At 70.7% G+C, this 19700-nt stretch carries 17 protein-coding genes; 6 read left to right on the top strand and 11 right to left on the bottom strand.

What is annotated here, in order from left to right; all coding sequences use genetic code 11:
- Nucleotides 1–9 precede the first annotated feature (9 nt).
- Both Psi02_RS06990 and Psi02_RS06995 read left to right on the top strand, forming a co-directional pair.
- On the top strand, nt 10–1158 hold the full coding sequence (locus tag Psi02_RS06990; protein ID WP_203972626.1) for a glycosyltransferase family 4 protein: 1149 nt from the start codon (nt 10–12) through the stop codon (nt 1156–1158).
- A 120-nt stretch (nt 1159–1278) separates the two neighbouring features.
- Nucleotides 1279–2766, top strand: a complete 1488-nt coding sequence (locus tag Psi02_RS06995) for an FAD-dependent oxidoreductase (protein WP_203972627.1) — start codon at nt 1279–1281, stop codon at nt 2764–2766.
- A 33-nt stretch (nt 2767–2799) separates the two neighbouring features.
- On the opposite strand, the gene Psi02_RS07000 is transcribed toward Psi02_RS06995, so the two are convergent.
- Genes Psi02_RS07000 through Psi02_RS07020 form a run of 5 tightly spaced genes read right to left on the bottom strand, consistent with a single transcriptional unit; the run spans nt 2800 to nt 7121 of the window.
- Complete coding sequence (locus Psi02_RS07000) at nt 2800–3780, bottom strand: lysylphosphatidylglycerol synthase transmembrane domain-containing protein (protein ID WP_203972628.1); 981 nt, start codon at nt 3778–3780, stop codon at nt 2800–2802.
- A gap of 5 nt (nt 3781–3785) precedes the next feature.
- Entirely contained in the window at nt 3786–4646 is an 861-nt protein-coding gene (locus Psi02_RS07005) for a class I SAM-dependent methyltransferase (protein WP_203972629.1), read from the bottom strand.
- A complete protein-coding gene (locus tag Psi02_RS07010; RefSeq protein WP_239094671.1) occupies nt 4643–5731 on the bottom strand; it encodes a glycosyltransferase family 4 protein in 1089 nt (362 codons plus the stop codon). Before Psi02_RS07010 ends, Psi02_RS07005 begins: the two co-directional genes overlap by 4 nt.
- Nucleotides 5728–6126, bottom strand: a complete 399-nt coding sequence (locus Psi02_RS07015; RefSeq protein WP_203972630.1) for a 6-pyruvoyl trahydropterin synthase family protein — start codon at nt 6124–6126, stop codon at nt 5728–5730. The genes Psi02_RS07010 and Psi02_RS07015 overlap by 4 nt, the downstream gene beginning before the upstream one ends.
- A gap of 11 nt (nt 6127–6137) precedes the next feature.
- Nucleotides 6138–7121, bottom strand: a complete 984-nt coding sequence (locus Psi02_RS07020) for a zinc-dependent alcohol dehydrogenase (protein ID WP_203972631.1) — start codon at nt 7119–7121, stop codon at nt 6138–6140.
- A 64-nt stretch (nt 7122–7185) separates the two neighbouring features.
- Between Psi02_RS07020 and Psi02_RS07025 the strand changes: the two genes are divergently transcribed.
- Nucleotides 7186–7980, top strand: coding sequence for a CDP-alcohol phosphatidyltransferase family protein (locus Psi02_RS07025; RefSeq protein ID WP_203972632.1), 795 nt, complete (start codon nt 7186–7188; stop codon nt 7978–7980).
- Here Psi02_RS07025 and Psi02_RS07030 read toward each other — a convergent pair.
- The gene (locus Psi02_RS07030) at nt 7970–8635 is read right to left on the bottom strand and encodes a helix-turn-helix domain-containing protein (protein ID WP_203972633.1); all 666 of its coding nucleotides are present in this window, start codon (nt 8633–8635) and stop codon (nt 7970–7972) included. The two genes, Psi02_RS07025 and Psi02_RS07030, sit on opposite strands and share 11 nt — an antisense overlap.
- 85 nt (nt 8636–8720) lie before the next feature.
- On the opposite strand from Psi02_RS07030, the gene Psi02_RS07035 reads away from it, so the two are divergent.
- Complete coding sequence (locus Psi02_RS07035; protein ID WP_203972634.1) at nt 8721–9608, top strand: aldo/keto reductase; 888 nt, start codon at nt 8721–8723, stop codon at nt 9606–9608.
- 74 nt (nt 9609–9682) lie between these two features.
- Here Psi02_RS07035 and Psi02_RS07040 read toward each other — a convergent pair whose 3' ends face one another.
- Nucleotides 9683–10747: a glycerophosphodiester phosphodiesterase family protein gene (locus Psi02_RS07040; RefSeq protein ID WP_239094672.1), complete on the bottom strand. Its 1065-nt coding sequence runs from the start codon at nt 10745–10747 to the stop codon at nt 9683–9685.
- 392 nt (nt 10748–11139) lie between these two features.
- On the opposite strand from Psi02_RS07040, the gene Psi02_RS07045 reads away from it, so the two are divergent.
- Entirely contained in the window at nt 11140–12720 is a 1581-nt protein-coding gene (locus Psi02_RS07045; RefSeq protein ID WP_203972635.1) for a purple acid phosphatase family protein, read from the top strand.
- Between the two features lie 411 nt (nt 12721–13131).
- Here Psi02_RS07045 and Psi02_RS07050 read toward each other — a convergent pair whose 3' ends face one another.
- Nucleotides 13132–13683, bottom strand: coding sequence for a DUF4240 domain-containing protein (locus Psi02_RS07050; protein WP_203972636.1), 552 nt, complete (start codon nt 13681–13683; stop codon nt 13132–13134).
- A gap of 233 nt (nt 13684–13916) precedes the next feature.
- On the opposite strand from Psi02_RS07050, the gene Psi02_RS07055 reads away from it, so the two are divergent.
- Complete coding sequence (locus Psi02_RS07055) at nt 13917–16367, top strand: M14 family metallopeptidase (protein WP_203972637.1); 2451 nt, start codon at nt 13917–13919, stop codon at nt 16365–16367.
- Nucleotides 16368–16431: 64 nt separating this feature from the next.
- Here the strand turns inward: Psi02_RS07055 and Psi02_RS07060 are convergent, their stop codons facing one another.
- The 3 genes from Psi02_RS07060 to Psi02_RS07070 all read right to left on the bottom strand — a co-directional run bounded on the left by Psi02_RS07060 (nt 16432) and on the right by Psi02_RS07070 (nt 19686).
- Nucleotides 16432–17841, bottom strand: coding sequence for a pyridoxal phosphate-dependent decarboxylase family protein (locus tag Psi02_RS07060; RefSeq protein ID WP_203972638.1), 1410 nt, complete (start codon nt 17839–17841; stop codon nt 16432–16434).
- A gap of 130 nt (nt 17842–17971) precedes the next feature.
- Entirely contained in the window at nt 17972–18847 is an 876-nt protein-coding gene (locus Psi02_RS07065) for a D-alanyl-D-alanine carboxypeptidase family protein (RefSeq protein WP_239094673.1), read from the bottom strand.
- Nucleotides 18848–18960: 113 nt separating this feature from the next.
- Nucleotides 18961–19686, bottom strand: a complete 726-nt coding sequence (locus Psi02_RS07070; protein WP_239094674.1) for an alpha/beta fold hydrolase — start codon at nt 19684–19686, stop codon at nt 18961–18963.
- Nucleotides 19687–19700 lie beyond the last annotated feature (14 nt).

A 19700-nucleotide genomic window follows, 5' to 3' on the forward strand; every position in this document is an offset into this window, starting at 1 on the left:
GACGGTGCTATGAAGATCCGCTACATGCTCCTCCACGCCTACGGCATGGGGGGCACCATCCGCACGGTCCTCAACCAGGCCAACGCCATGGCCGCCGCCGGGCACGACGTAGAGGTGATCAGCACGGTCCGGCGGCGCGACGAGCCGCAGTTCGAGATCGATCCCCGCGTGCGCCTCACGGCCCTGGCCGACCAGAGGGGCGGGGTGCGGCGCGACTCCGTGGGCCGCCGGGCCTGGCGCATGATGCGCGGCAGGCTCGTTCCGGTCGGGGAGTTCAAGGCCGAGTACTTCACCGAGCGGGTGGAGCGGGCGGTCATCGACTACGTCTCCTCGCTGAGGGACGGGATCCTGGTGACCACCCGGCCGGCTCTCAACCTCATCTCGGCCCGCCGTACCCCCGGGAGCGTGGTCCGCATCGCCCAGGAGCACATGAACCTGGGCACCTACCCGGAGACCGTGCGCGCCGACATCGCCCGCCACTACTCCCGGTTCGACGCGGTCGTGACGCTGACGGCGAGCGACCGCGACGACTACCGCGAACTGCTGCCCGGCACCCGCGTCGAGTGGGTGCCGAACGCCGTCGCCACGCTCGGCCGGACGCCCTCGCGGCAGGAGAACCCGCTCGTGGTCGCCGCCGGCAGGCTCGTCGGGCAGAAGGGCTTCGACCTGCTCATCCCGGCGTTCAAGCAGGTCGTGGCGTGCAATCCGGAATGGAGCCTGCGCATCTTCGGCACCGGCCCGAAGAAGGCCGACCTCAACGCGCTGATCGAGAAACACGGGTTGGCCGGCAACGTCACGCTCATGGGCCGCAGCGACCGGCTCGACCAGGAGCTGGCCAAGGCGTCGATCTACGTGCTCAGCTCCCGCTTCGAGGGGCTGCCGATGGTGATGATCGAGTCGATGGCCCACGCGCTGCCGATCGTCGCCTTCGACTGCCCGACCGGTCCCGGCGACGTCCTCACCCACGAGGTGGACGGCCTGCTCGTGCCGGGCGGTGACGTCGACGCGCTGGCCTCCGGCGTGAACCGGGTCATCGCCGACCGCGATCTCCGCGTCCGGATGGGTGCGGCCGCCGCCGCGACGGCTCTGGAGTACTCGCCGCAGAAGGTCATGCCGAGGTGGGAGAACCTGTTCGCCGACCTCTCCGCCGCCCGCTGAGGAGATCGCACGGCCTCAGTCCTGGGGTTCATCCCGACAAATAAGTGTCATTTGTCGGGTTTAGGGTATTTCGTCCACCTGTGGTGGGTCTCTCAGCGAGATCCAGCGGAAAGGGACGTCATGGCTGCCGTAACGGACGTGGTGGTCGTGGGGGCGGGCCCCACGGGGTTGCTCGTCGCGGCCGATCTCGCCACGGCAGGCCTGTCCTGTGTCGTGCTCGAACGCCGTCACGGCGAGTCGAACCTGAGCCGCGCCGCCGGCGTCCACGCGCGGACGCTCGAGGAACTCGACGCGCGCGGTCTGGCGGACGACTTCGTGGCGGCCGGCCTCCCCATCGACACGCTGAAGGTGTTCGGGCGTGGAGTGCTCGACCTGTCCCGCCTGGACACCCGCTTCCCGTACATGCTGGCCATGCCGCAGTTCATGACCGAACGGCTGCTCACGGAGCGGGCCAGGAAGATGGGCGTCGAGTTCGTGCCGGGCGCGGAGGTGACGGGACTGCGCCAGGACGCCGACGGGGTGGACCTCGACATCCGGGCCCACGACGGCCAGGAGTCCACCTGGCGGGCCCGCTACGTGGTGGGCGCCGACGGGGTGCGCAGCGCGGTTCGGCGCTCGCTGGGCCTGCCCTTTCCCGGCCTCTCCGTGGCGCGCTCGCTCCTGTTGTGCGACGTGCGGATGACCGATCCGCCGCCGAACGTCCTGACGGCGGACGCGGTCAGGGACGGGTTCGCCTTCGTGCTGCCCTTCGGCGACGGCTGGTACCGCGTGATCGTGTGGAGTCGGCGAAGACGGCGGCCCGACACCGCCCCGGTGGAACTCGGCGAGATCCGCGAGATCACCCGGCGGGTGCTCGGGACCGACTTCGGCATGCACGACCCCCGATGGATATCGCAGTTCCACTGTGACGAGCGGCAGGTGCCCACCTATCGCGTGGGGCGGGTCTTCCTCGCGGGCGACGCCGCGCACGTGCACTCCCCGGCGGGTGGTCTCGGGATGAACACGGGCCTGCAGGACGCGGCCAACCTCGCGTGGAAGCTCGCCGCCGTGATGCGGGACGGGGCGCCGGCCTGGCTGCTCGACACCTACGGCAGCGAACGGCACCAGGCCGGCGAGCTCGCGCTCCGCACCAGCGGCAGGCTCCTGCGCAGTGCGATGGCGCGCCCCCGGACGTTGCGCGCGGCCTGGCGGGTGCTTCTCCGGGCCGGCATGCGCTACCCGCCGCTGGCCCGGCGCATGGCGGAGACGGTCTCGGGGATCGGCCTCGCCTATCCCGCGGCGCCCGGCGCCCATCCGCTCGTGGGCCGCCGAGCGCCGGACGTCCCGCTGGACGGTCCCGGCCCGAAAAGCGTGTACCAGGCGTTGCGTTGCAGACGCTGGCTACTGGTCGCGCCCGAGGGCTCACGGATCCCGGCCCAGGCGGCCGCCGGGTGGGACGGCCGCGTGCGGGTCGTCACGGCGGGCGGCGCCACCAGCACGCTCGTGCTCGTCCGCCCTGACGGATACATCGCCTGGGCGGCCGGTGCGGGCTCCGAGTCGTCCGCCGACCGGATCCGTACGGCTCTGGCCGAATGGTGCGGCCCGCCGCCGACCCCGGTCACCCACTGACCGGTTCTCCGGGAGCCGGAGACCGCCGGGCGTTCACCGGACGGCGGGGTGGACCGTCCCGCCCGGCCGCGGCCTGTCCTGGCCGCGCCGCCGGCCGTCACGGCGCAGGAACAGCACCACGGCGCCGGGCAACGTGGAGACGAACGTGAGGACGCCGTAGACCACCGCGGCGGTGAGCCCCTGGGCGGCTCCCAGACCCGTGACGCCGAACGCCAGGGTGGAGACGGCCTCTCTCGGCCCCCAGCCTCCGATGTTCACCGGCAGGCCCATCACGAGGAGCGTCAGAACCAGCGGCGGCAGCAACTGCGAGACCGTCGCGTGTGATCCCGCGGTGCGGGCGGCGACGAGGAAGAGGACGAGGTGCCCCGCCACCGCGCCGGCGGACAGCAGCGCCACCCGCGGCCAGACGTCGCGGGCGAGCAGGGCGGTGCGCCCCTCCGTCCATGCCGTCGCGAGGGCGCGGTGCCACGGTGCCCCGCCCCGCCGCGACAGGGTCCATCCGCCGATCACGAGGAGGACGGCGAGCAGGACCAGCGCCCCGATCGTCAGCGCGCTGCCCGGCGCGAGGTCGTGGGCCACGGCCGAGATCAGCGCGGGCTGGGTGAGCAGCACCGTCACACCCACGGCGATGAGCACCACCTGGCCGGCGAACCGTTCGAGGACCACGGCGCGCACGCCCCGGCCCACGTTCCCGGACTGCCGGCCGTGACTCACCGCCCGGTGGACGTCCCCGAGCACTCCCGCGGGCAGCAGCACGTTGAGGAACAGCGCCCGGTAACAGTCCGCGACGGCCGTCGGCAGCGACAGCCGCAGGTCGAGTCGACGCGCCACGAGACACCAGCGCCAGGCGCTGACCACGGTGGTCGCCAGGCCGATCACGAGGGCCGCGATCGCCGACCGGCCGTCGATCACGCGAAGCCCGTCCACGAAGGCGCCCGTGCCGAGGCGCCACACGAGGATCCCCAGGATGCCCGCTCCGATGAGCATCCGCAGCCAGGGCCAGAGCCTGCGCATCAGCGTCACGCGGCGACCGCCCTCGGGGGGAGCACGAGCAGGTCGGTGTGGTGGAGGACGACGCCGAGCTCGCCCGCGTGGCAGGCCTGGAGCCTTCTGCGCAGGTAGGGATCCGTCCGGGACGTGAGGTCGGGCCGCTGCTCGCAGGCGGCGGCGACCCACCCGCGCAGCCATTCCTCCGCCAGAGCGGCGGAGTCCGCGCCGAGCCGCCAGGGGCTCGGACGGCTCCGCACCACAGCTCCGCGTCGCTCGAAGGCCTTGGTGGCGGCGTCGGGGGCGTCGGGGCCGAGCAGACGGCGGCCTCCGGTCGTGCGTCGCTGATGGGCGTTGAAGGCCTCGGCCAGCTCGGCGTCGAGAGGGTCGGCGGGGGACAGGTCGGCCCTGCCCGCGACGGACAGGGTCAGCAGCGCCGGGCAGCCGGCGTCGACACACGCCGCGGCCAGATCGTCGATCTCGTCGAACGTGAGCAGATCCAGCAGCGCGGACGCGGTCACCAGCGACGTGCCGCCGAAGTCGTCGGCGCGCAGAGCGGTGAGATCTCCCTGGCGGGTCTCGACCGTCACCGGGCCTCCGTCGGCCGCCGAGGTGGGCACGCCCTCATCGACGTGGGCGAGCAGCTCGGGATCACGATCACGGAGGATCCAGTGTTGCGGGCCGCGCAGCCGCCCGGCGAGCCATCGGACCTGTGAGCCGGTGCCGCAACCGAGATCCTGGATGACCAGCCGCTCCGGTGCGACCTCCGCCAGGTAGGCCCGCAGCGGGTCGAGCAGCTCGGCCGCTCTGGCCGCGGCGTCCGCGCCCTCGCGCAACGCCAGCCAGTCCGGGGTGACTCGGGCCGGCTCGCCGCCGGATGCCGGCGTGCTCATCGTGTCCCTCCTTGTAGTCGTCCGAGCACGACGGCCATGCGCCGTGCCGTCTCATGCCACGGTTCCAGCCGGTCACGGCGATCGCGTGCCGAGAGCCGGAGCCGGCGCCGCAGGCCGGGATCGCCGAACCAGCGGCGAAGCCCCGCCGAGATCGCCGCGGGGTCCTCCGGAGATACAAGGATTCCCGGCGGATTGCCATCGGAAGCCTCACCGAGGGTCTGCGGCACGCCGCCCACGGCCGTGGCCAGCACCGGGACCCCGCGCGCCAGCGCCTCGGTCACGACCATGCCGTACGTCTCCGAGCGGGACGGGAGCACCACGAGGTCGGCGCCCGCGTACTCCCCGGCCAGCCGCTCACCCGTCAGCGGGCCGGCCAGCCGTACACGGCCGGCGAGCCCGAGACGATCGATCAGCCACCGCAAACGGCCGACATGCGCGGGATCCCGGCTCAGCGGCCCGACGATCTCGCAGCTCCAGGACGGCTCCCGGACGTCCGCGAGGGCCTCGACAAGCAGGTCGTGGCCCTTGGTCGGGGTCACAGAGCCGACGCAGAGCAGCCGGGAGGAGCCGTCGGTGCCGGACGCCAGGGGCGCGCCGTCGGCGCCGGGGGAGACCACGTGGACCCGTTCTCCCGGCAGCCCGTGGTGATCGATCAGCCGGCGCGCCGTCCAGGGGCTGGTGGCCACGACGACTCCGGCGGCGTGCAGGGTCTCCCGTTCGAGGGCGTCCAGGTCCGCCGCCGCGTCCGGCTCCGGCCCGATCTCGTCGCCCAGCGGCAGGTGGACCAGGACCGCCAGGCGCAGCCGCCCGGCGTGCGGGACGATCACGTCGGGGACCCCGCACGCGACGAGCCCGTCGAGGAGGACGACCGCGTCATCGGGCACCGCGGCGAGCGCCCGGGCGAGCTCCGTCCGGGCGTCGTCATCCGGTCGCGGCCAGGCTCCCCGCACGGCGATCTCGTGGACCGGCAGACCGCCCGCCGCGAGCCCCTGGCAGACCTGGCGGTCGTAGACGTTGCCGCCGCTCGGGGCGGCCACGTCGTCGACGTCGCCGGGCAGCACGGCGAACACGGCGGCCGTGCTCACAGGGTGCGCTCGTACGTCGCCCAGGCGACATGCGACTCGTGCAGGGAGACGGTGATTCCCGCGAGCCCGCGGGCCCCCTCTCCGAGCGCGCCCGCGTGAACCCGGTCGGCGAGCCGGTCGGCGATGACCTTGGCCAGGTACTCGGTCGAGGTGTTGACGCCGGTGAAGGCGGGCTCGTCGTCGAGGTTGCGGTAGTTGAGATCGGCGAGCACCGCGCTGAGCTCCTGGGTCGCCAGCCCGATGTCGACGACGATGTTGTCGGCGTCGAGGTCGGCGCGGCGGAACGTCGCGTCGACCACGAACGTCGCCCCGTGCAGCCGCTGCGCGGGGCCGAAGACCTCGCCGCGGAAGCTGTGAGCGATCATGACGTGGTCGCGAACGGTGATGCTGAACAAGGTGGAACCTCTCAGGGCTGGGCGGGGTCGTAGACGATTCGGTGACACAGAGCGGACGGATCGCCGGCGAGACGGGACATCGCCCCGGGCAGGTCCTCGAACCCGCTCTCGCCGGTGATCAGCGCGTCGAACACGGGATCGGCGAGCAGGCGCAACGCCAGCGACAGCCGGTCGGAGAAGCCGCGGCGCGCACGCCGGGCCGGGGACACCATGCCCACCTGGCTGCTGCGGAGGGTCAGACGGCGGGAGTGGAAGAACTCGCCCAGGGGCAGGCTGACCCGGCGGTCGCCGTACCAGCTGAGCTCGATGACCGTTCCCTCGGGCGCGAGCAACTCGAGGGACCGGAGCAGTCCCGCCTCGGTGGCGCTGGCGTGGACGACGAGGTCGCACTCGCCCTCGGCCTCATCGGGCGACGCGAAGCCGACGCCGAGCGCCGCGGCGACACCGGCCCGCGCGGGATTCACATCGACCAGTTGGACGCCGACGCCGGGGAATCCCGAGAGCAGCCCGGCCACGGCGCAGCCGACCATCCCGGCGCCGACGACGGCGATCCGATCGCCGACCAGTGGCGCCGCGTCCCACAGGGCGTTCACCGCGGTCTCGACGGTTCCGGCGAGCACGGCCCGCTCCGGGGGCACCCCGTCCGGCACGGGGACGACCGTCTCGGCGGGGACCACGTAACGGGTCTGGTGGGGGTAGAGGCAGAAGACGGGACGGCCGAGCAGATCCGGCGGCCCGTGCTCGACGACCCCGACGTTGAGGTAGCCGTACTTCACGGGCCAGGGGAAGTCGCCCTCCTGGAACGGCGCCCGCATCACGTCGTACTGGTTCTCGGGCACGCCGCCGCGCAGGACCAGGGTCTCGGTGCCCCGGCTGACCCCCGAGCAGAGCGTACGGACCCGCACCTCGCCTGGGCCTGGCTCCGGCAGGGCGACCGATCTGATCTCGCCCTCTCCGGGAGACGTGAACCAGAAGGCACGTGCCGTACGTATCACCGGGCATCTCCTCAATTGGTGGATAGATGGTACATATGGGTACGAATGAGTACAGGGGTTCCGAATGACGGCACCGTCCATACGAACTACTCCAACAACACGTGCACAGTTCGGCGCGGGTTCAATCCACTGGGAACAGGCCGCCGGGGCGGGTGTCCAGGTCGGCCTGCTGGGCCTCCTCCACGCCGTCGTGGGCCTGAGCACGGCGAGCCTGGCCGCCGGGGTCGTCTACACGGCCGCCCTGTGGGTGTTCCTCGCCGTCGCCGCCAGGCGGTCGGGAACCCGCTCACTGGGCCCGGCCGATCATGTCACGCTGGCTCGCGCGCTGCTCGTCGGGGGTGTGACGGCGCTCGTGGCGGTCTTGGTGATGACGGATCACCCGGCCGGAGGGCTGTCGCTGGTGATCCTCGTCACACTCGCCACGGTGGCCCTGATCCTCGACGCCGTCGACGGTCAGGTCGCCAGGCGCACCGGGACCGTGTCCAAGCTGGGCGCACGCTTCGACATGGAGGTCGACGCCTTCCTGATCCTGGTCCTGAGCGTCTACGTCTCGGTCTCCCTGGGCGCGTGGGTGCTGGTGATCGGCGCCATGCGGTACGCCTTCGTCGTGGCCGGCTGGACGACGCCCTGGCTGCGGTCGGCGTTGCCGCCGAGCTTCGCCAGGAAGGTCGTGGCGGCGACGCAGGGGATCGTGCTCGTCGTGGCCGCCTCGGGCGTGCTGCCGTACCCCGTCGAGGCCGTCTCGGTCGGAGCGGCGCTGGCGTCCCTGGTGTGGTCCTTCGGCCGCGACGTCGTCTGGCTCCGGCGCAACCGCCCCGCCCGGACAGGGGCGGCGCCGGCGGGTAGGGCTAGCCGGTGAGGCCGAGTTCGCCCGCGCGTAGCCCGGCCTGGAACCGGGAATCGGCCTCCAGCGTGGCCATGAGCTCGGCGACCCGTCTCCGGTAGGTGCGCACGGACAGGCCGAGGCCTCTGGCCGCGGTCTCGTCGGTGTATCCGGCGCCGAGAGCGCGCAGGACGGCCCGGTTGTCGTCGTCGAGATGGGGCCGGTCGCCGGACAGATAGGCCGCCAGGTCGGTCGCGTTGTCCCACGCGGCGAGGAAGAGGGCGTGCACGCCGCTGACGAGCGCGGGCGAAGTGGTGACGGTGAACTCGCGTGGGCCCGGAGCCTCAGGGCTCGCGAGGATCATCACCCGCCGGTCGATGATGATCGTTTCGTGGGGGAGCGGTGCCGAGCTGATCCGCACCCGGCCGCCCGCGGCCGTGATCTGGCCAAGGTGCCGTCGCGACGCCTCGTCGGCGAGGGCGGCCGGCGTGAGCAGCTTGCGCACCACGAAACCGGCCGTGCCGTCCGCGTGCATCCGGCCGCTGATCGCCTCCCGTGCCTCAGGTTGCGACCACGTGTCCAGATCGCGGGCCGCGCACACGAACTCGTGACGGGCGCCGGCGAACAGATGACCCGCGCGAGCGACGAGCTCCGCGTCACCGCGGACGGTCATGACCTGGTTAGCAGTCATTCATCCATTATGACCGGCCCGGCCGGGGTGGCAGCTTGTTGCCATCGCATCGACCCGGCTCCGCCGGCGGAGGAGTCTTGCCCATATGACGACGAACGGATATTCGGTTTCTCCCGCCGCGCTCACAGGGGAGTTCCGCCTCGGCGGAGAACTGCCGGTCAACCGGCTCGGTTTCGGCGCGATGCGGCTGCCGACCGGCACCTTCGACGGTCCCGCCCGCGACCCGGAGACGGGCGTCGCGGTGCTTCGCCGCGCGCTCGAACTGGGCGTGAACCACATCGACACGGCGTGGTTCTACCGCCGGGGCGGGGTGGTGGCCAACGACCTGATCAAGACGGCGCTCGCGCCGTACGGGGACGGGCTTGTGATCGCGACGAAGGTCGGGCCGTTGCTGGACTCCTCGGGAGTGCCGAGCGGTGAGGCCGGCCCCGCGCAACTGCGCGGACTCGTGGAGGACAACCTGAGCAGCCTCGGCGTGGACCGGCTCGACCTCGTCTACCTGCGAGTGGGAGGCATGAACGCCCCCGGCGGGTTCTCGATCTCCGACCGGTTCGCGGCCCTGGCCGAGTTGCGCGAGGAAGGGCTGATCAGGCACCTCGGCGTGAGCAACGTCGATGCCGCCCAGTTGGCCGAGGCCCAGCGGATCGCACCGGTGGCGGCCGTGCAGAACAGCTTCCATGTGCAGGACCGCGGCGACGCCGAGGTTCTGGACCGATGTGAGGAGGCCGGGATCGCCTTCGTGCCGTTCTTCCCGCTCGGCGGCGGGCGGCGGCCGATCGACGGCGCCCGTCTCGCCGGCGTCACGGAGCGCCACCAGGCCACGACGCCGCAGGTCGCGCTCGCGTGGCTGCTGGCGAGCTCACCGGTGATGCTCGCGATCCCCGGCACGGGTTCTCTCGAGCATCTGGAGGAGAACATGGCCGCGGGGCGGATCCGCCTGACGCCCGACGACCTGGCCGCCCTCGACGATTGAGCACCGGGCCGCCCACGCAGACGGAGGCGCCTGCGTGGGCGGTCGGGGAGTTCGGGGCGGTCGGGGTGACGGGGTCAGCCGCGGGGGCCCCTGTACTGCCTGGGCAGAGTGAAGCCCCTGTCGGCGAGCACCGCCCGCAGGCGGTCGGGGTAGTCGGTGATGAGGCCGTCGACGCCGTCATCGATGAGCTTGTTCATGGTGGGCTCGTCGTCGACGGTCCAGGGGATCACCTTCAGGCCGAGCCGGTGGGCCTCGTCGACCATCGCCTTCGTGACGTACGGCCGGTAGCCGGGGTCGGTCACCTTCCCGTTCTGCGGGAACCCGTGGACGGGCGAGAAGGCCTTGGCCCCGAACGACTTGATCGCCTTCAGCGGGTCGCCGCCGAAGGCGTCGATGTCGATGCCGCCCAGCCAGGGCGACGCGCCGGGCTGGCCGGTCTGGAGGAAGTCGTAGTTGGTGAGCGCCACCAGCGGAAGCCGCGGCTCGACCTTCCGCATGCGCATGAGCGAGCCCCAGTCGAAGCTCTGGATCGTGACCTGCTTGATCATGTGAGCGCGGCGGATCTCCCGCGCGGCGACCTGGACGAACTGCTCACGCGGCGCGGTCTCCGCCGGGGCGCCCGCCTCGACCTTGGTCTCGACGTTCAGCTTCACATCGTGCGCGTGGAAGCGCTTGACCAGGTCGAACACCTCGCTCAGCAGCGGCATCCGGGCCCCGGGGGCGGGCCGCTGCCCGGGGAACTCCGTCAGCGGCTTCGACCCGCAGTCCAGCGTCCTGACCTGGGCGAGGGAGAGCGTGTTCACATACTTACCGACATAGGGGTATTCGGGGTCGCCGGGGGAGACGGGCCCGGTGTCCTGGCACTTGCGGCCGTCCACCTTGCGGTCGTGCGTGACGACGGCCTTGCCGTCCTCGGTGATCTGGATGTCCAGTTCCAGCGTGCTGACGCCGACGCGCAGCCCGCTGGCGAAGGAGTCGAGCGTGCTCTCCACGACGAGACCGAGGCCGCCACGGTGAGCCTGGAGGTCGAAGCTCTTGTGGTGATGTCTTCCTGACGAGGTCGCGGACGCCGGGTTCGCGAGGGCCATGACGGCCGCTCCGGCAAGTAGGGCCGCGGCGGTGCTGCGGAATCTGGTCACATGCGTCTCCTGGTCCGATGTACGGAAGGGGGCGTGCCCCCGGACGGTGTGGCGCGATGGTGCAGAGGAGTCGTGGCACGACGGCCCGGCAAGCTTCGCGGGACCCGGGCGGGCGCGACCACGGGTCCCAACCTGCCGATGATCCGTGACCCCTGAGGAAACGTCCGGAGAAGGCTCGACCACCTTCTTGTTCACGTCCGGGACGCTCCCGCGCGCATCGGCTCACGGCAGTACGGCGACGCGGCAGGCCGGCCGGGGCGGCACGTCGCGCACACGACGTTCCTCGGGTGGGGCGGGCCGTGCCGCGCTTCATGGATTGTCATTGCCCAGTCGATCAGCTGTTCGCCGTACGGGGGCGGTGACGTTCAACGTCCGGAATTAATTTCTGCCGTATGCCTGGATGTGATTTCACCCGCAGAGACCTGCTCCGCTGGACGGCGGTGGCGGCGGCCGCCGTGCCGCTCACCGGCATGGGCCCCGCACGCGCCTACGCCTCGGCCAAGCCCACGGACGTGATGCCCGTCAACCTGGAACTCGTGACGCTCACCGAGGACCGGGCGGTGATCACGTGGTACACCGGCGTGCCCGGCACCGACGACGGCCTGGGCCGGATGGTCCCCGCGCCCGCCGACGGAGAGGTGGTCTACGGCACCCATCCCTCGCGGCTGAACCGCGTCGCGGGCGGCATCCGCTCGCACACGCCCTACCACCACGTGGAACTGACCGACCTCGAACCTGGCCAGACCTACTACTACCAGGCGCGATCCAACGGGAAGCTCGCCTCGCCCATGGAGTTCACCCTCATCGCCGGCAACGCGGTGGGGACCTCCGACTACGGTCGCGGCACGAACGGCCCCTTCTCCTTCACGACGCCGCAGCCGCCGCCGGGACGTTTCCTGTTCTCGATCGTGCTCTGCAACGACCTGCACATGGGGGAGACCCAGGCCGGGCTGGTCGGCGGCCAACCGCAGTACATCGGCATCTCCCAGGTTCCCGGGCTGCCGCCGTACCCGGAGGTGATGCTGGAGTCCCTGGTCGACGACGTCGCCAGGCTCGACCCGACCTACCTTCTGGCGGCCGGCGACATCTCGGCCGAAGCCGTGCCCGCCGACCTCAACCGGTCCCGGCAACTTCTGACCCGGTTCGGGCGGTACCGCGAGGACTACTTCGTCACGCGCGGGAACCATGACCGCGCGCACAGCGGGGACGCCTACGCCACCTGCCGGGTCGGCAGGTGGCAGGGCAACGACTGCTTCCAGGACGCCTACTTCCCCCAGGACGAGCTGACGTACTTCTCGAAGGACCTCTCGGGGCTGCACGTGATCGGCCTCGACACCTACGACAAGCCGGGCAACGGCGGCGACGCCGGCGGCATGTCGCCGGAGCAGATGTCGTGGTTCCAGGCCGATCTGGCCGCGCACAGGGACCAGCCGACCGTCGTCTTCGGGCACCACCCGCTCGTGATGACCGACTCGCCGTTCCCGATCACTCCGGGCAGTTCCCTCGACGCCGCTCAGGCGGCCGCGGTCCTCGGCGCGTACGCGAAGACCCCCGGCGTCTTCCTTCACCATGCCGGGCACACGCACCGCAACCACCGCACCGTCAGCCCCGCCGCGCCCGGCGTCACGCTGCAGGAGGTCGCCGCGGTCAAGGAGTACCCCGGAGGCTTCTCCCTGCTCAGGCTGCACACCGAGGGGTACGCGCTGAACTTCTACAAGTGCCGCAGCGAGCTGGCGCGCGCGTGGAGCGAGCGCAGCCGGCAGGAGATCCTGGGCTACTGGCCGCAGTTCGCGCTGGGCAACCACGTCTCCGATCGCAACAGCGTCGCCAAGCGGGACCTTTCCGGGCTGCGGCGGCCGCACCACGGCCGGGGACACGGTCACGACGACCACGACGGCCACGGTCACGAGGGCCACGGTCACGACGACCACCACGGCCGCTCACACTCCGAGGTCGCACATAGCGCGAGCTGACCGACGGGACCCTCCGGACGGGCCGCCCGGGGGAAACACGTACGCGCTCACGTGGGGGTGCGGTGTTTCCTGCGGCCCGTCCGATTGCGTCTCCGGAGCGATCCCTCGGTGGAGGAGCCTGAGACGCAGTCATGAGCGTAGGTGACAGCCTGCTGGGAGATCCCTACCTGTTCGGCAATATCCCGCTCTGCCTCGATCGCGGCGGATCGGTCACCGTCACACGAGTCGGGTTCGGGGAGAATCTGGGGGACCTCAATGTGGACGCCTTCACCCGCGTTCGGCAGGGGCATCGTCGTCACCTATCTCTCCGACAGAGTGGAGCGCCGGTTAGGCATTTCCCTCGGCATCGGTTTATGCGCCCCCGGCGACGCACCGATCGAGAGTGTTTGCGCCTGACGGCCTCGCCGCAGGTCACTGGGCCGGTCCGTAGAAGAGGGCCGTCAGCCGGGGCAGGCGGCGTCGCATCTCCTTTTCGTCGCCGAAGTCGAAATCCCAGTCCGGATCCAGGCGGGGATGCCGGACCGAGAAGGACCACGGCGGCGGTTCCTCGCCCGTCACGGCCTGATAGGCGTTCCAGGCCGCGCTGAGGACGTCCTCCCCCTGAAGGTCGTCGCCTTGGGCGTGCGCGTTCCGGACGGCGGGGACGTCGGCGAGCGAGTCGGGGTCTTCGATCGCCTGGCCGTACGCCGCCTCGCCCTGGGCGACGAGCCAGCCCCGGAAGTAGTCGAATCCGTCGTCCGAGGCGCCGCCGTTGATCACATACGCGGCCGCCCACAGGTCCGCTCGATAGGAGGCGTTGAGCAGGTCCCAGAGCGGCCGTTCGAATGCGACGATCTCGGCCGGTTCTCGCTGGGACAGCAGCGCGACCATCTGCCGGGCCACCGCCTCGGCGTCGTCGCGGGTCTCCTCGTCGAGCTCTGATCGGGCCTGGTGGACGAGGCCCCACACGTCATCGGTATCCATGCTCGCCGAGCGTAACGGTCACGAATTACGCGAAAAGCATGTCCTTATCGCGAAATATGGCCATGGTCCATAAGTTCTAGATAAAGATTCTGTTACATTACCGGACGCACCAAATATGGAGATTTAGGCCCTTGACGAAGATTCACTGCCTAGCGAAGATCATGACAATTGCGCACATTCTGCCGGGATAACCCCCTCCCCGGGAAATCGTGTGCCAACTGGAGGAATCTGTCATGGGGCGTTCCATCAATGGCAGGGTCGGCCGCGTAGCGGTCGTACTGGCCCTGCCCATTGCCCTCACCCTCACTCTCAGTCCGAACCCCGTTCTCGCCGATCCCTCTCCGCAGGCCGGTCAGGTCGTGCCGGATCGGCAGCCCAGCACCGACCAGAACGGTGTGGCGCTGCTCCGCATCGTCGTGCCCGACCAGGCGGCGGTCGACCGGCTCAACGACATGGGCGTCGACCTCGCCGAGTACAAGAAGCCTCTCGACAACGGCATCGAGGTCCACGCCGTCCTCAGCCCGCAGGAGGCACAGGACCTCCGCGACCAGGGCTTCGACGTCCGGGGCGCCATCTCCGACCAGTCGGACTACGCCCAGAACCAGGCCGAGCGGAAGTCCGCGATCATGTCGGCCCAGGCGACCGCCGACGAGACCGACACTCTCACCCCGCTGCGCGCCGAGTGGTTCACCAGCCTCGACGACCAGCGGTTCCTCTCGGTAGAGGTCAAGTCGAGCGCCACGGACGCCGAGACGGTGCTCACCGCCACGTGGGACAGCGGCCCGAAGACCGCGCCCGACTCCGGCGGCACGGCGACGATGTCGCGGTTCACCGACGCCGGCCAGTACATGTACCACCGGTTCAGCGCCCCGCTGCCGATCACCGCGGCGCCCACCAAGGTGACCATCACCAGCAGCCGCGGCGGCTCGGTCACCGTGCCGGTGAACAAGTGGCTCGGTGAAAAGCGCAAGCCGCCGAGCAAGCACTACGTCGAGGACTTCGTCGACCACTACATGGACCCCACCGAGGTCACAGGTCGCATCACCTCCCTCGCCAGGCAGTTCCCGAACATCTCGCAGATCATCGACCTGCCGAACAAGACGAACGGCTACCGCCGGGCGGCTCAGGCGCAGTTCGGCACGGTCACGGCGAGCACCTTCTACGTGACCTCCAAGGCGTACGGAAGCGAGGGCGGCAACGACATCGGCGTGACGGTGGCGCAGCCGACCACCGCCTCCGCCCCGCTGTCGATCGCGGTCGCCGGCAAGAACGTCACGGTCACCCTGGCCACCGACGCCGCCGGCGCGATCAGCAGCACCGCCCGCCAGGTGGTGGACGCGATCAACGCCGACACCGCCGCCGCGGCGCTGCTGACGGCGTCGACCTACCGGGGCAACGCGGGCGCGGGCCTGGTGGCCGCCGCGCCGGCGACGAAGCTGACCGACAACCTGAAGGCGCCGCCGAGCGTCTCGCGGGCCCCGTTCCAGATGAAGGCGCTGCGCATCGGCAAGAAGCGTGACGGCTCGAAGGTCGGTGTGTTCCTCTACTGCCAGGAGCACGCCCGCGAGTGGGTGACGCCGCTGACCTGTGTGGAGACCGCCGAGCGGTTGCTGCGGAACTACGACAGCGACCCGGCGACGAAGAAGCTGGTCGACAACCTCGACATCTTCATCATGCCGACGGTGAACCCCGACGGCGGGACGTACAGCTTCTACGACTACAACATGCAGCGCAAGAACATGACCAACTACTGCCCCGCGACCTCCGGGGACCCGGCGTCGCGTAACTCGTGGGGCGTCGACCTGAACCGCAACTTCACCGTCGGCTCGCTGTTCGACGGGTACAGCGGCGCCTCGTCGAGCTGCACCAGCGGCACGTTCGCCGGTCCGTCCGAGCTGTCGGAGCCGGAGACGCAGAACGAGGTCTGGCTGACCCACCAGTACCCGAACATCAAGTTCGCGATGAACACGCACTCCTACGGCGGCTACTTCATGTGGCCTCCGGGCGCCTACAAGACGGCGGGCCGCGAGCTGCTCCCGCGGGTCGACTTCGGCACGGAGAACTACTTCTGGGACGCCTCCAGCCACATCCTGTCGGCGGTTCAGGCGTGGCGCGGCACGGGGATCTGGCCCGGCCAGACCGGTCCGGTCCCGGACGTGCTGTACTCGGCGGCGGGCAACAGCGCCGACGAGCACTGGTTCAACCGCGGCATCATCGGCTGGGACTTCGAGGTGGGCGCGGACGTCTACAACCCGGCCACCAAGCAGTTCGATGCGGTGGGCTTCCAGCCTGACTTCGCCGAGGGACACGAGGAGGCGATGGAGTTCGCCAACGGCCAGCTCGCCATCCTCGAGGTCGCCAGGTCGTTCTCCGACGACAACGACCGGCCGAAGTCGAAGCTCGAGGTGACCGGCCGCACCGACACCTCGGCCACGTTCACCTTCACGATGGACGAGCCGGCCAACGTGTACTACACGCTGGACGGCAGCCGGCCGACGCTGAACTCGCCCCGCCTCGCCGCGGCGGGCATGCGTGAGGGTGCGCAGCAGATCACCGTCGACAAGACCACCGAGGTCCACTGGTTCGCCGTGGACATCGCGGGCAACGTCGAGGGCAACTACAAGCCGGACGGCAACAGCAAGAGCTACCGCAATGAGACGGTCAAGGTCCGCAACGTCCGCTGACCACTCTCCGTTCTCCCTGATGTTCCGCGCGGCCGCCGGTCTCCCGACCGGCGGCCGTCGCGCGTCATCGGTCTCCGGCGTCCGGCCGGGCGCACCGGAGGATCGCCTCGACGGACCGGTCCACGTCGTCCTGATCGGTCGACCAGTTCGACACCGATATCCGCATCGCGGCACGGCCCTGCCAGATCGTCCCGCTCATCCAGCAGGTCCCCTCCCGCTGCACCCGATCCACCACCGCGCGGGTGTGACCGTCATGGTCGCCGTCGGGAGAGAGGAAACGCACCAGCACCTGGTTGAGGGACACGTCGTTGAGCACCTCGACGTCGTCGTGGGCGGCCAGCCGTTCGGCGAACCTGGCCGCCAGCGTGCAGCAGCGCTCCACCAGGTCGGCGATGCCGGTGCGGCCGAGCGTCCGGATGGCGGCGTACACCGCGAACCCGCGGGCGCGACGGGAGAAGTCGGGGGTGTAGTCGATCGCATCGCGTTCCCCGTCGGCGCCGTGGATGAGATAACCGGCCCGGATGCCCATCGCGGCCCGGTGCGCCTCCGGATGGGCGCAGAAGACCATGCCGGAGTCGTAGGGCACGTTGAGCCATTTGTGCCCGTCGGTGGCCCACGAGTCGGCCTGCTCGACGCCCGCCGTCAGATGCCGCAACCGAGGGACGGCCGCGGCCCACAGCCCGAAGGCGCCGTCGACGTGCACCCAGGCCCCGGCCTCGTGAGCGATCGCGCAGATCTCTCCCACGGGATCGAACGCCCCCGTGTTGACGCCGCCGATCTGGGCGCAGACGATCGTCGGCCCGCCACCCTCCGCGAGCGCCTCGGCGAGCGCGTCGGGGCGCATCCGCCCCTGGTCGTCCGTTTCCACGGGGGTGATCGCGTTGCGGCCCAGGCCGAGGAAGCGCAGCGCGCGGTCGATGCTGTCGTGTCGCTGCCTGCCCGCCAGCACGCGCAGGCGGGGCGCCCCGGCCAGCCCGTCGGCCTCGACGTCCCAGCCTTCCCGGCGCAACATCTCGTGCCGGGCGGCGGCCAGCGCCGTGAAATTGGCCATCTGACCGCCGGTGACGAACCCCACCGACGTCTGGACCGGGAGCCCGAACAGCCGCACCAGCCACTCTCCGGCGACCTCTTCCACCGCCGAGGCGGACGGGGCGAGGGCGGCCAGGCAGGCGTTCTGATCCCACGTGGTCGCGAGCCAGTCCGCGGCCAGCGCCGCGGGATGGGCGCCGCCGACGACGAATCCGAAGAAGCGGCCACTCGGTGTGTTCACCAGACCCGGCTCGGCCGCCGTGGCCAGCTTCGCGACCACGTCCCGCGCGTCCTCCGGTCCTTCCGGCAACGGCCCGCCGAGTGCCTCGCGCAGATCCGGCCAGTTCATCGTGTTGCCCACCGGCCGGTCGGGCAGGGCCGTCAGATAGCCCAGAGACCTTTCGTACGCCTCGGTCAGGGGTCCGGCCCAGTCCGGCTTGTCCACCGAATCCTCCTCGCTAACCGCGGGCGTCGATCTGAACGTGCACACGCCCGACGGGTCGCCAGTCTGGCACCAGTTATCAACCTATTTGCCCGAGTATCAGCCTTTAAGGCCGCGATGACGGCCGACGGCGCTACGCGGCGGAGTTCCGCTGGGACGCCGGGTTGTCCGCCGCCCAGTCCAGCAGAGACTCGGCGGTGCGGAACCGCCTGCTGGAGACGTCCTCGCCGAGGATGACGCCGATCAGCCGATGTCCCTGGCGGTCCGCCGCGAACGCCAGGCAGAAGCCCGCGGCCTGGGTGAAGCCGGTCTTCACGCCGAGCGCGCCCGGCAGGTCGAGCATCTCGTTGGTGTTGTTCCACGTGTGGGCGCCGTGCGCCGCGGTCGAACCGATGCTGTATTGCTGCGTGGAGGTCACCTTCTCGAACGTCTTGTCGCGAAGGGCGGCCGCGGCCAGCCGGGCCTGGTCCTGTGCGGTGGAGTAGCCGTCGCCGCCGGCCATCGGCAGTCCGTCGGGGTTGACGTAGTGGGTGTCCTTCAGCCCGAGTTGCTGGGCGGCGGCGTTCATCTTGCCGACGAACTTGTCGACGCCGGGGCCGTAGGTGCGCGCCATCGCGTGGGCGGCGTCCGCGCCCGACGGCAGCATCAGGCCGTAGAGCAGGTCCTTCACCTGGACGCGGTCGCCGGGATCGAGATCGGCGCTCGTGCCGTCGTTGTCGTTGGCATATCGCTCGTCGTCAGCCGTGATGGTGACGGTGTCGGTCAGCTTGGCCTGCCTGAGGACGACGTAGGCGGTCATCATCTTGGTGAGGCTGGCGATCGGCATGCGCCGGGCACCGTCGTCGTTCAGCCGGACCGCGCCCGTCGAGGCGTCGAGCAGGTAGGTCGCCCGGCCGTAGACCGGTGGCGCGGTGTCCACTGTGGCGGAGTGGACGGATGAGGCGGGCGCCTGTGCGGACTGGGCCAGCGCCGGCGCGGAGAACCCGGTGAACAGGCCAAGAACGGCCATGCACACTACCGGGATAAATTTCCTTGTATGCATGCATTTGAGGCTGCCATGACATTAACGTCACTTCTGACCATATCTGGGTAAAATAATCCCGATTATGGTTATGGTGGGGTTTATGGTGCGAGAGTTTCCATGGATGTGGTGGAATCTCCGGCTCGCGCGGCGCTCTCGATGAAACGGGCGATCCTCGCGGGGTCGGCGAGCACGGTGAGGTGCCCCCGTCCGGGCAGATGGGTGAGACTGCCACGGGCGCACGCCCGGAGAAACTCCTCTTCGTCGACGCGGAAGGGGTCGCGGGAGCCGTTCACCAGCCATACCCGGCCGGGATAGGCCGCGAGCGAGGCCACGGGATCCTCGGCGGCGACGGCCTCGACGACCGAGGGCACCACCTCGCAGGAGACGCCACCTGCGGCGAACGCCTTCGCGACCGGCCCCGGAAGCGCCCTGCGGAAGCCGTACGCACTCAGGCGGCCGGCCAGCGAGGGGTTGCGGGCGGCGAGCCTGCCCGCGAGGCGGTAGACCGCGGCGCGACTCCCGGTGGGCTTCGCCGTACAGCCCATCGCCACCAGGCCGGCCACGAGGGCGGGGTGGCGCGCGGCGGTGGCGATGCCGACGTAGCCGCCGAGGGACAACCCGGCGACGAGTGCCCGTCCGCCCAGATCGGTGATGTGGCCGGCGACGACCTCGCAGGCCGCGTCCATGTCGTACGGCATGCCGCGCCTGCAACCGTGGCCCGGCAGGTCCGGGGCGGCGGACGGGCTCGTGAGATGGGCTCTGACCGGGTCCCACATCGTGCCGCTGACCCGAATCCCATGGATGAAGACGATCGGCAGTCCCACCGCGACCTCCTCGA

The sequence above is a fragment of the Planotetraspora silvatica genome (assembly GCF_016863315.1).
Taxonomy (GTDB): domain Bacteria; phylum Actinomycetota; class Actinomycetes; order Streptosporangiales; family Streptosporangiaceae; genus Planotetraspora; species Planotetraspora silvatica.

What these genes read in the sequence shown, in the direction of transcription:
- Psi02_RS07005 (WP_203972629.1), bottom strand. Translation starts at nt 4,646, where the DNA reads ATGAGCACGCCGGCATCCGGCGGCGAGCCGGCCCGAGTCACCCCGGAC.
- Psi02_RS07065 (WP_239094673.1), bottom strand. Translation starts at nt 18,847, where the DNA reads ATGGCCGTTCTTGGCCTGTTCACCGGGTTCTCCGCGCCGGCGCTGGCC.
- Psi02_RS07035 (WP_203972634.1), top strand. Translation starts at nt 8,721, where the DNA reads ATGACGACGAACGGATATTCGGTTTCTCCCGCCGCGCTCACAGGGGAG.
- Psi02_RS06990 (WP_203972626.1), top strand. Translation starts at nt 10, where the DNA reads ATGAAGATCCGCTACATGCTCCTCCACGCCTACGGCATGGGGGGCACC.
- Psi02_RS07030 (WP_203972633.1), bottom strand. Translation starts at nt 8,635, where the DNA reads ATGACTGCTAACCAGGTCATGACCGTCCGCGGTGACGCGGAGCTCGTC.
- Psi02_RS07045 (WP_203972635.1), top strand. Translation starts at nt 11,140, where the DNA reads ATGCCTGGATGTGATTTCACCCGCAGAGACCTGCTCCGCTGGACGGCG.
- Psi02_RS07000 (WP_203972628.1), bottom strand. Translation starts at nt 3,780, where the DNA reads ATGCGCAGGCTCTGGCCCTGGCTGCGGATGCTCATCGGAGCGGGCATC.
- Psi02_RS07050 (WP_203972636.1), bottom strand. Translation starts at nt 13,683, where the DNA reads ATGGATACCGATGACGTGTGGGGCCTCGTCCACCAGGCCCGATCAGAG.
- Psi02_RS07055 (WP_203972637.1), top strand. Translation starts at nt 13,917, where the DNA reads ATGGGGCGTTCCATCAATGGCAGGGTCGGCCGCGTAGCGGTCGTACTG.
- Psi02_RS07025 (WP_203972632.1), top strand. Translation starts at nt 7,186, where the DNA reads ATGACGGCACCGTCCATACGAACTACTCCAACAACACGTGCACAGTTC.
- Psi02_RS06995 (WP_203972627.1), top strand. Translation starts at nt 1,279, where the DNA reads ATGGCTGCCGTAACGGACGTGGTGGTCGTGGGGGCGGGCCCCACGGGG.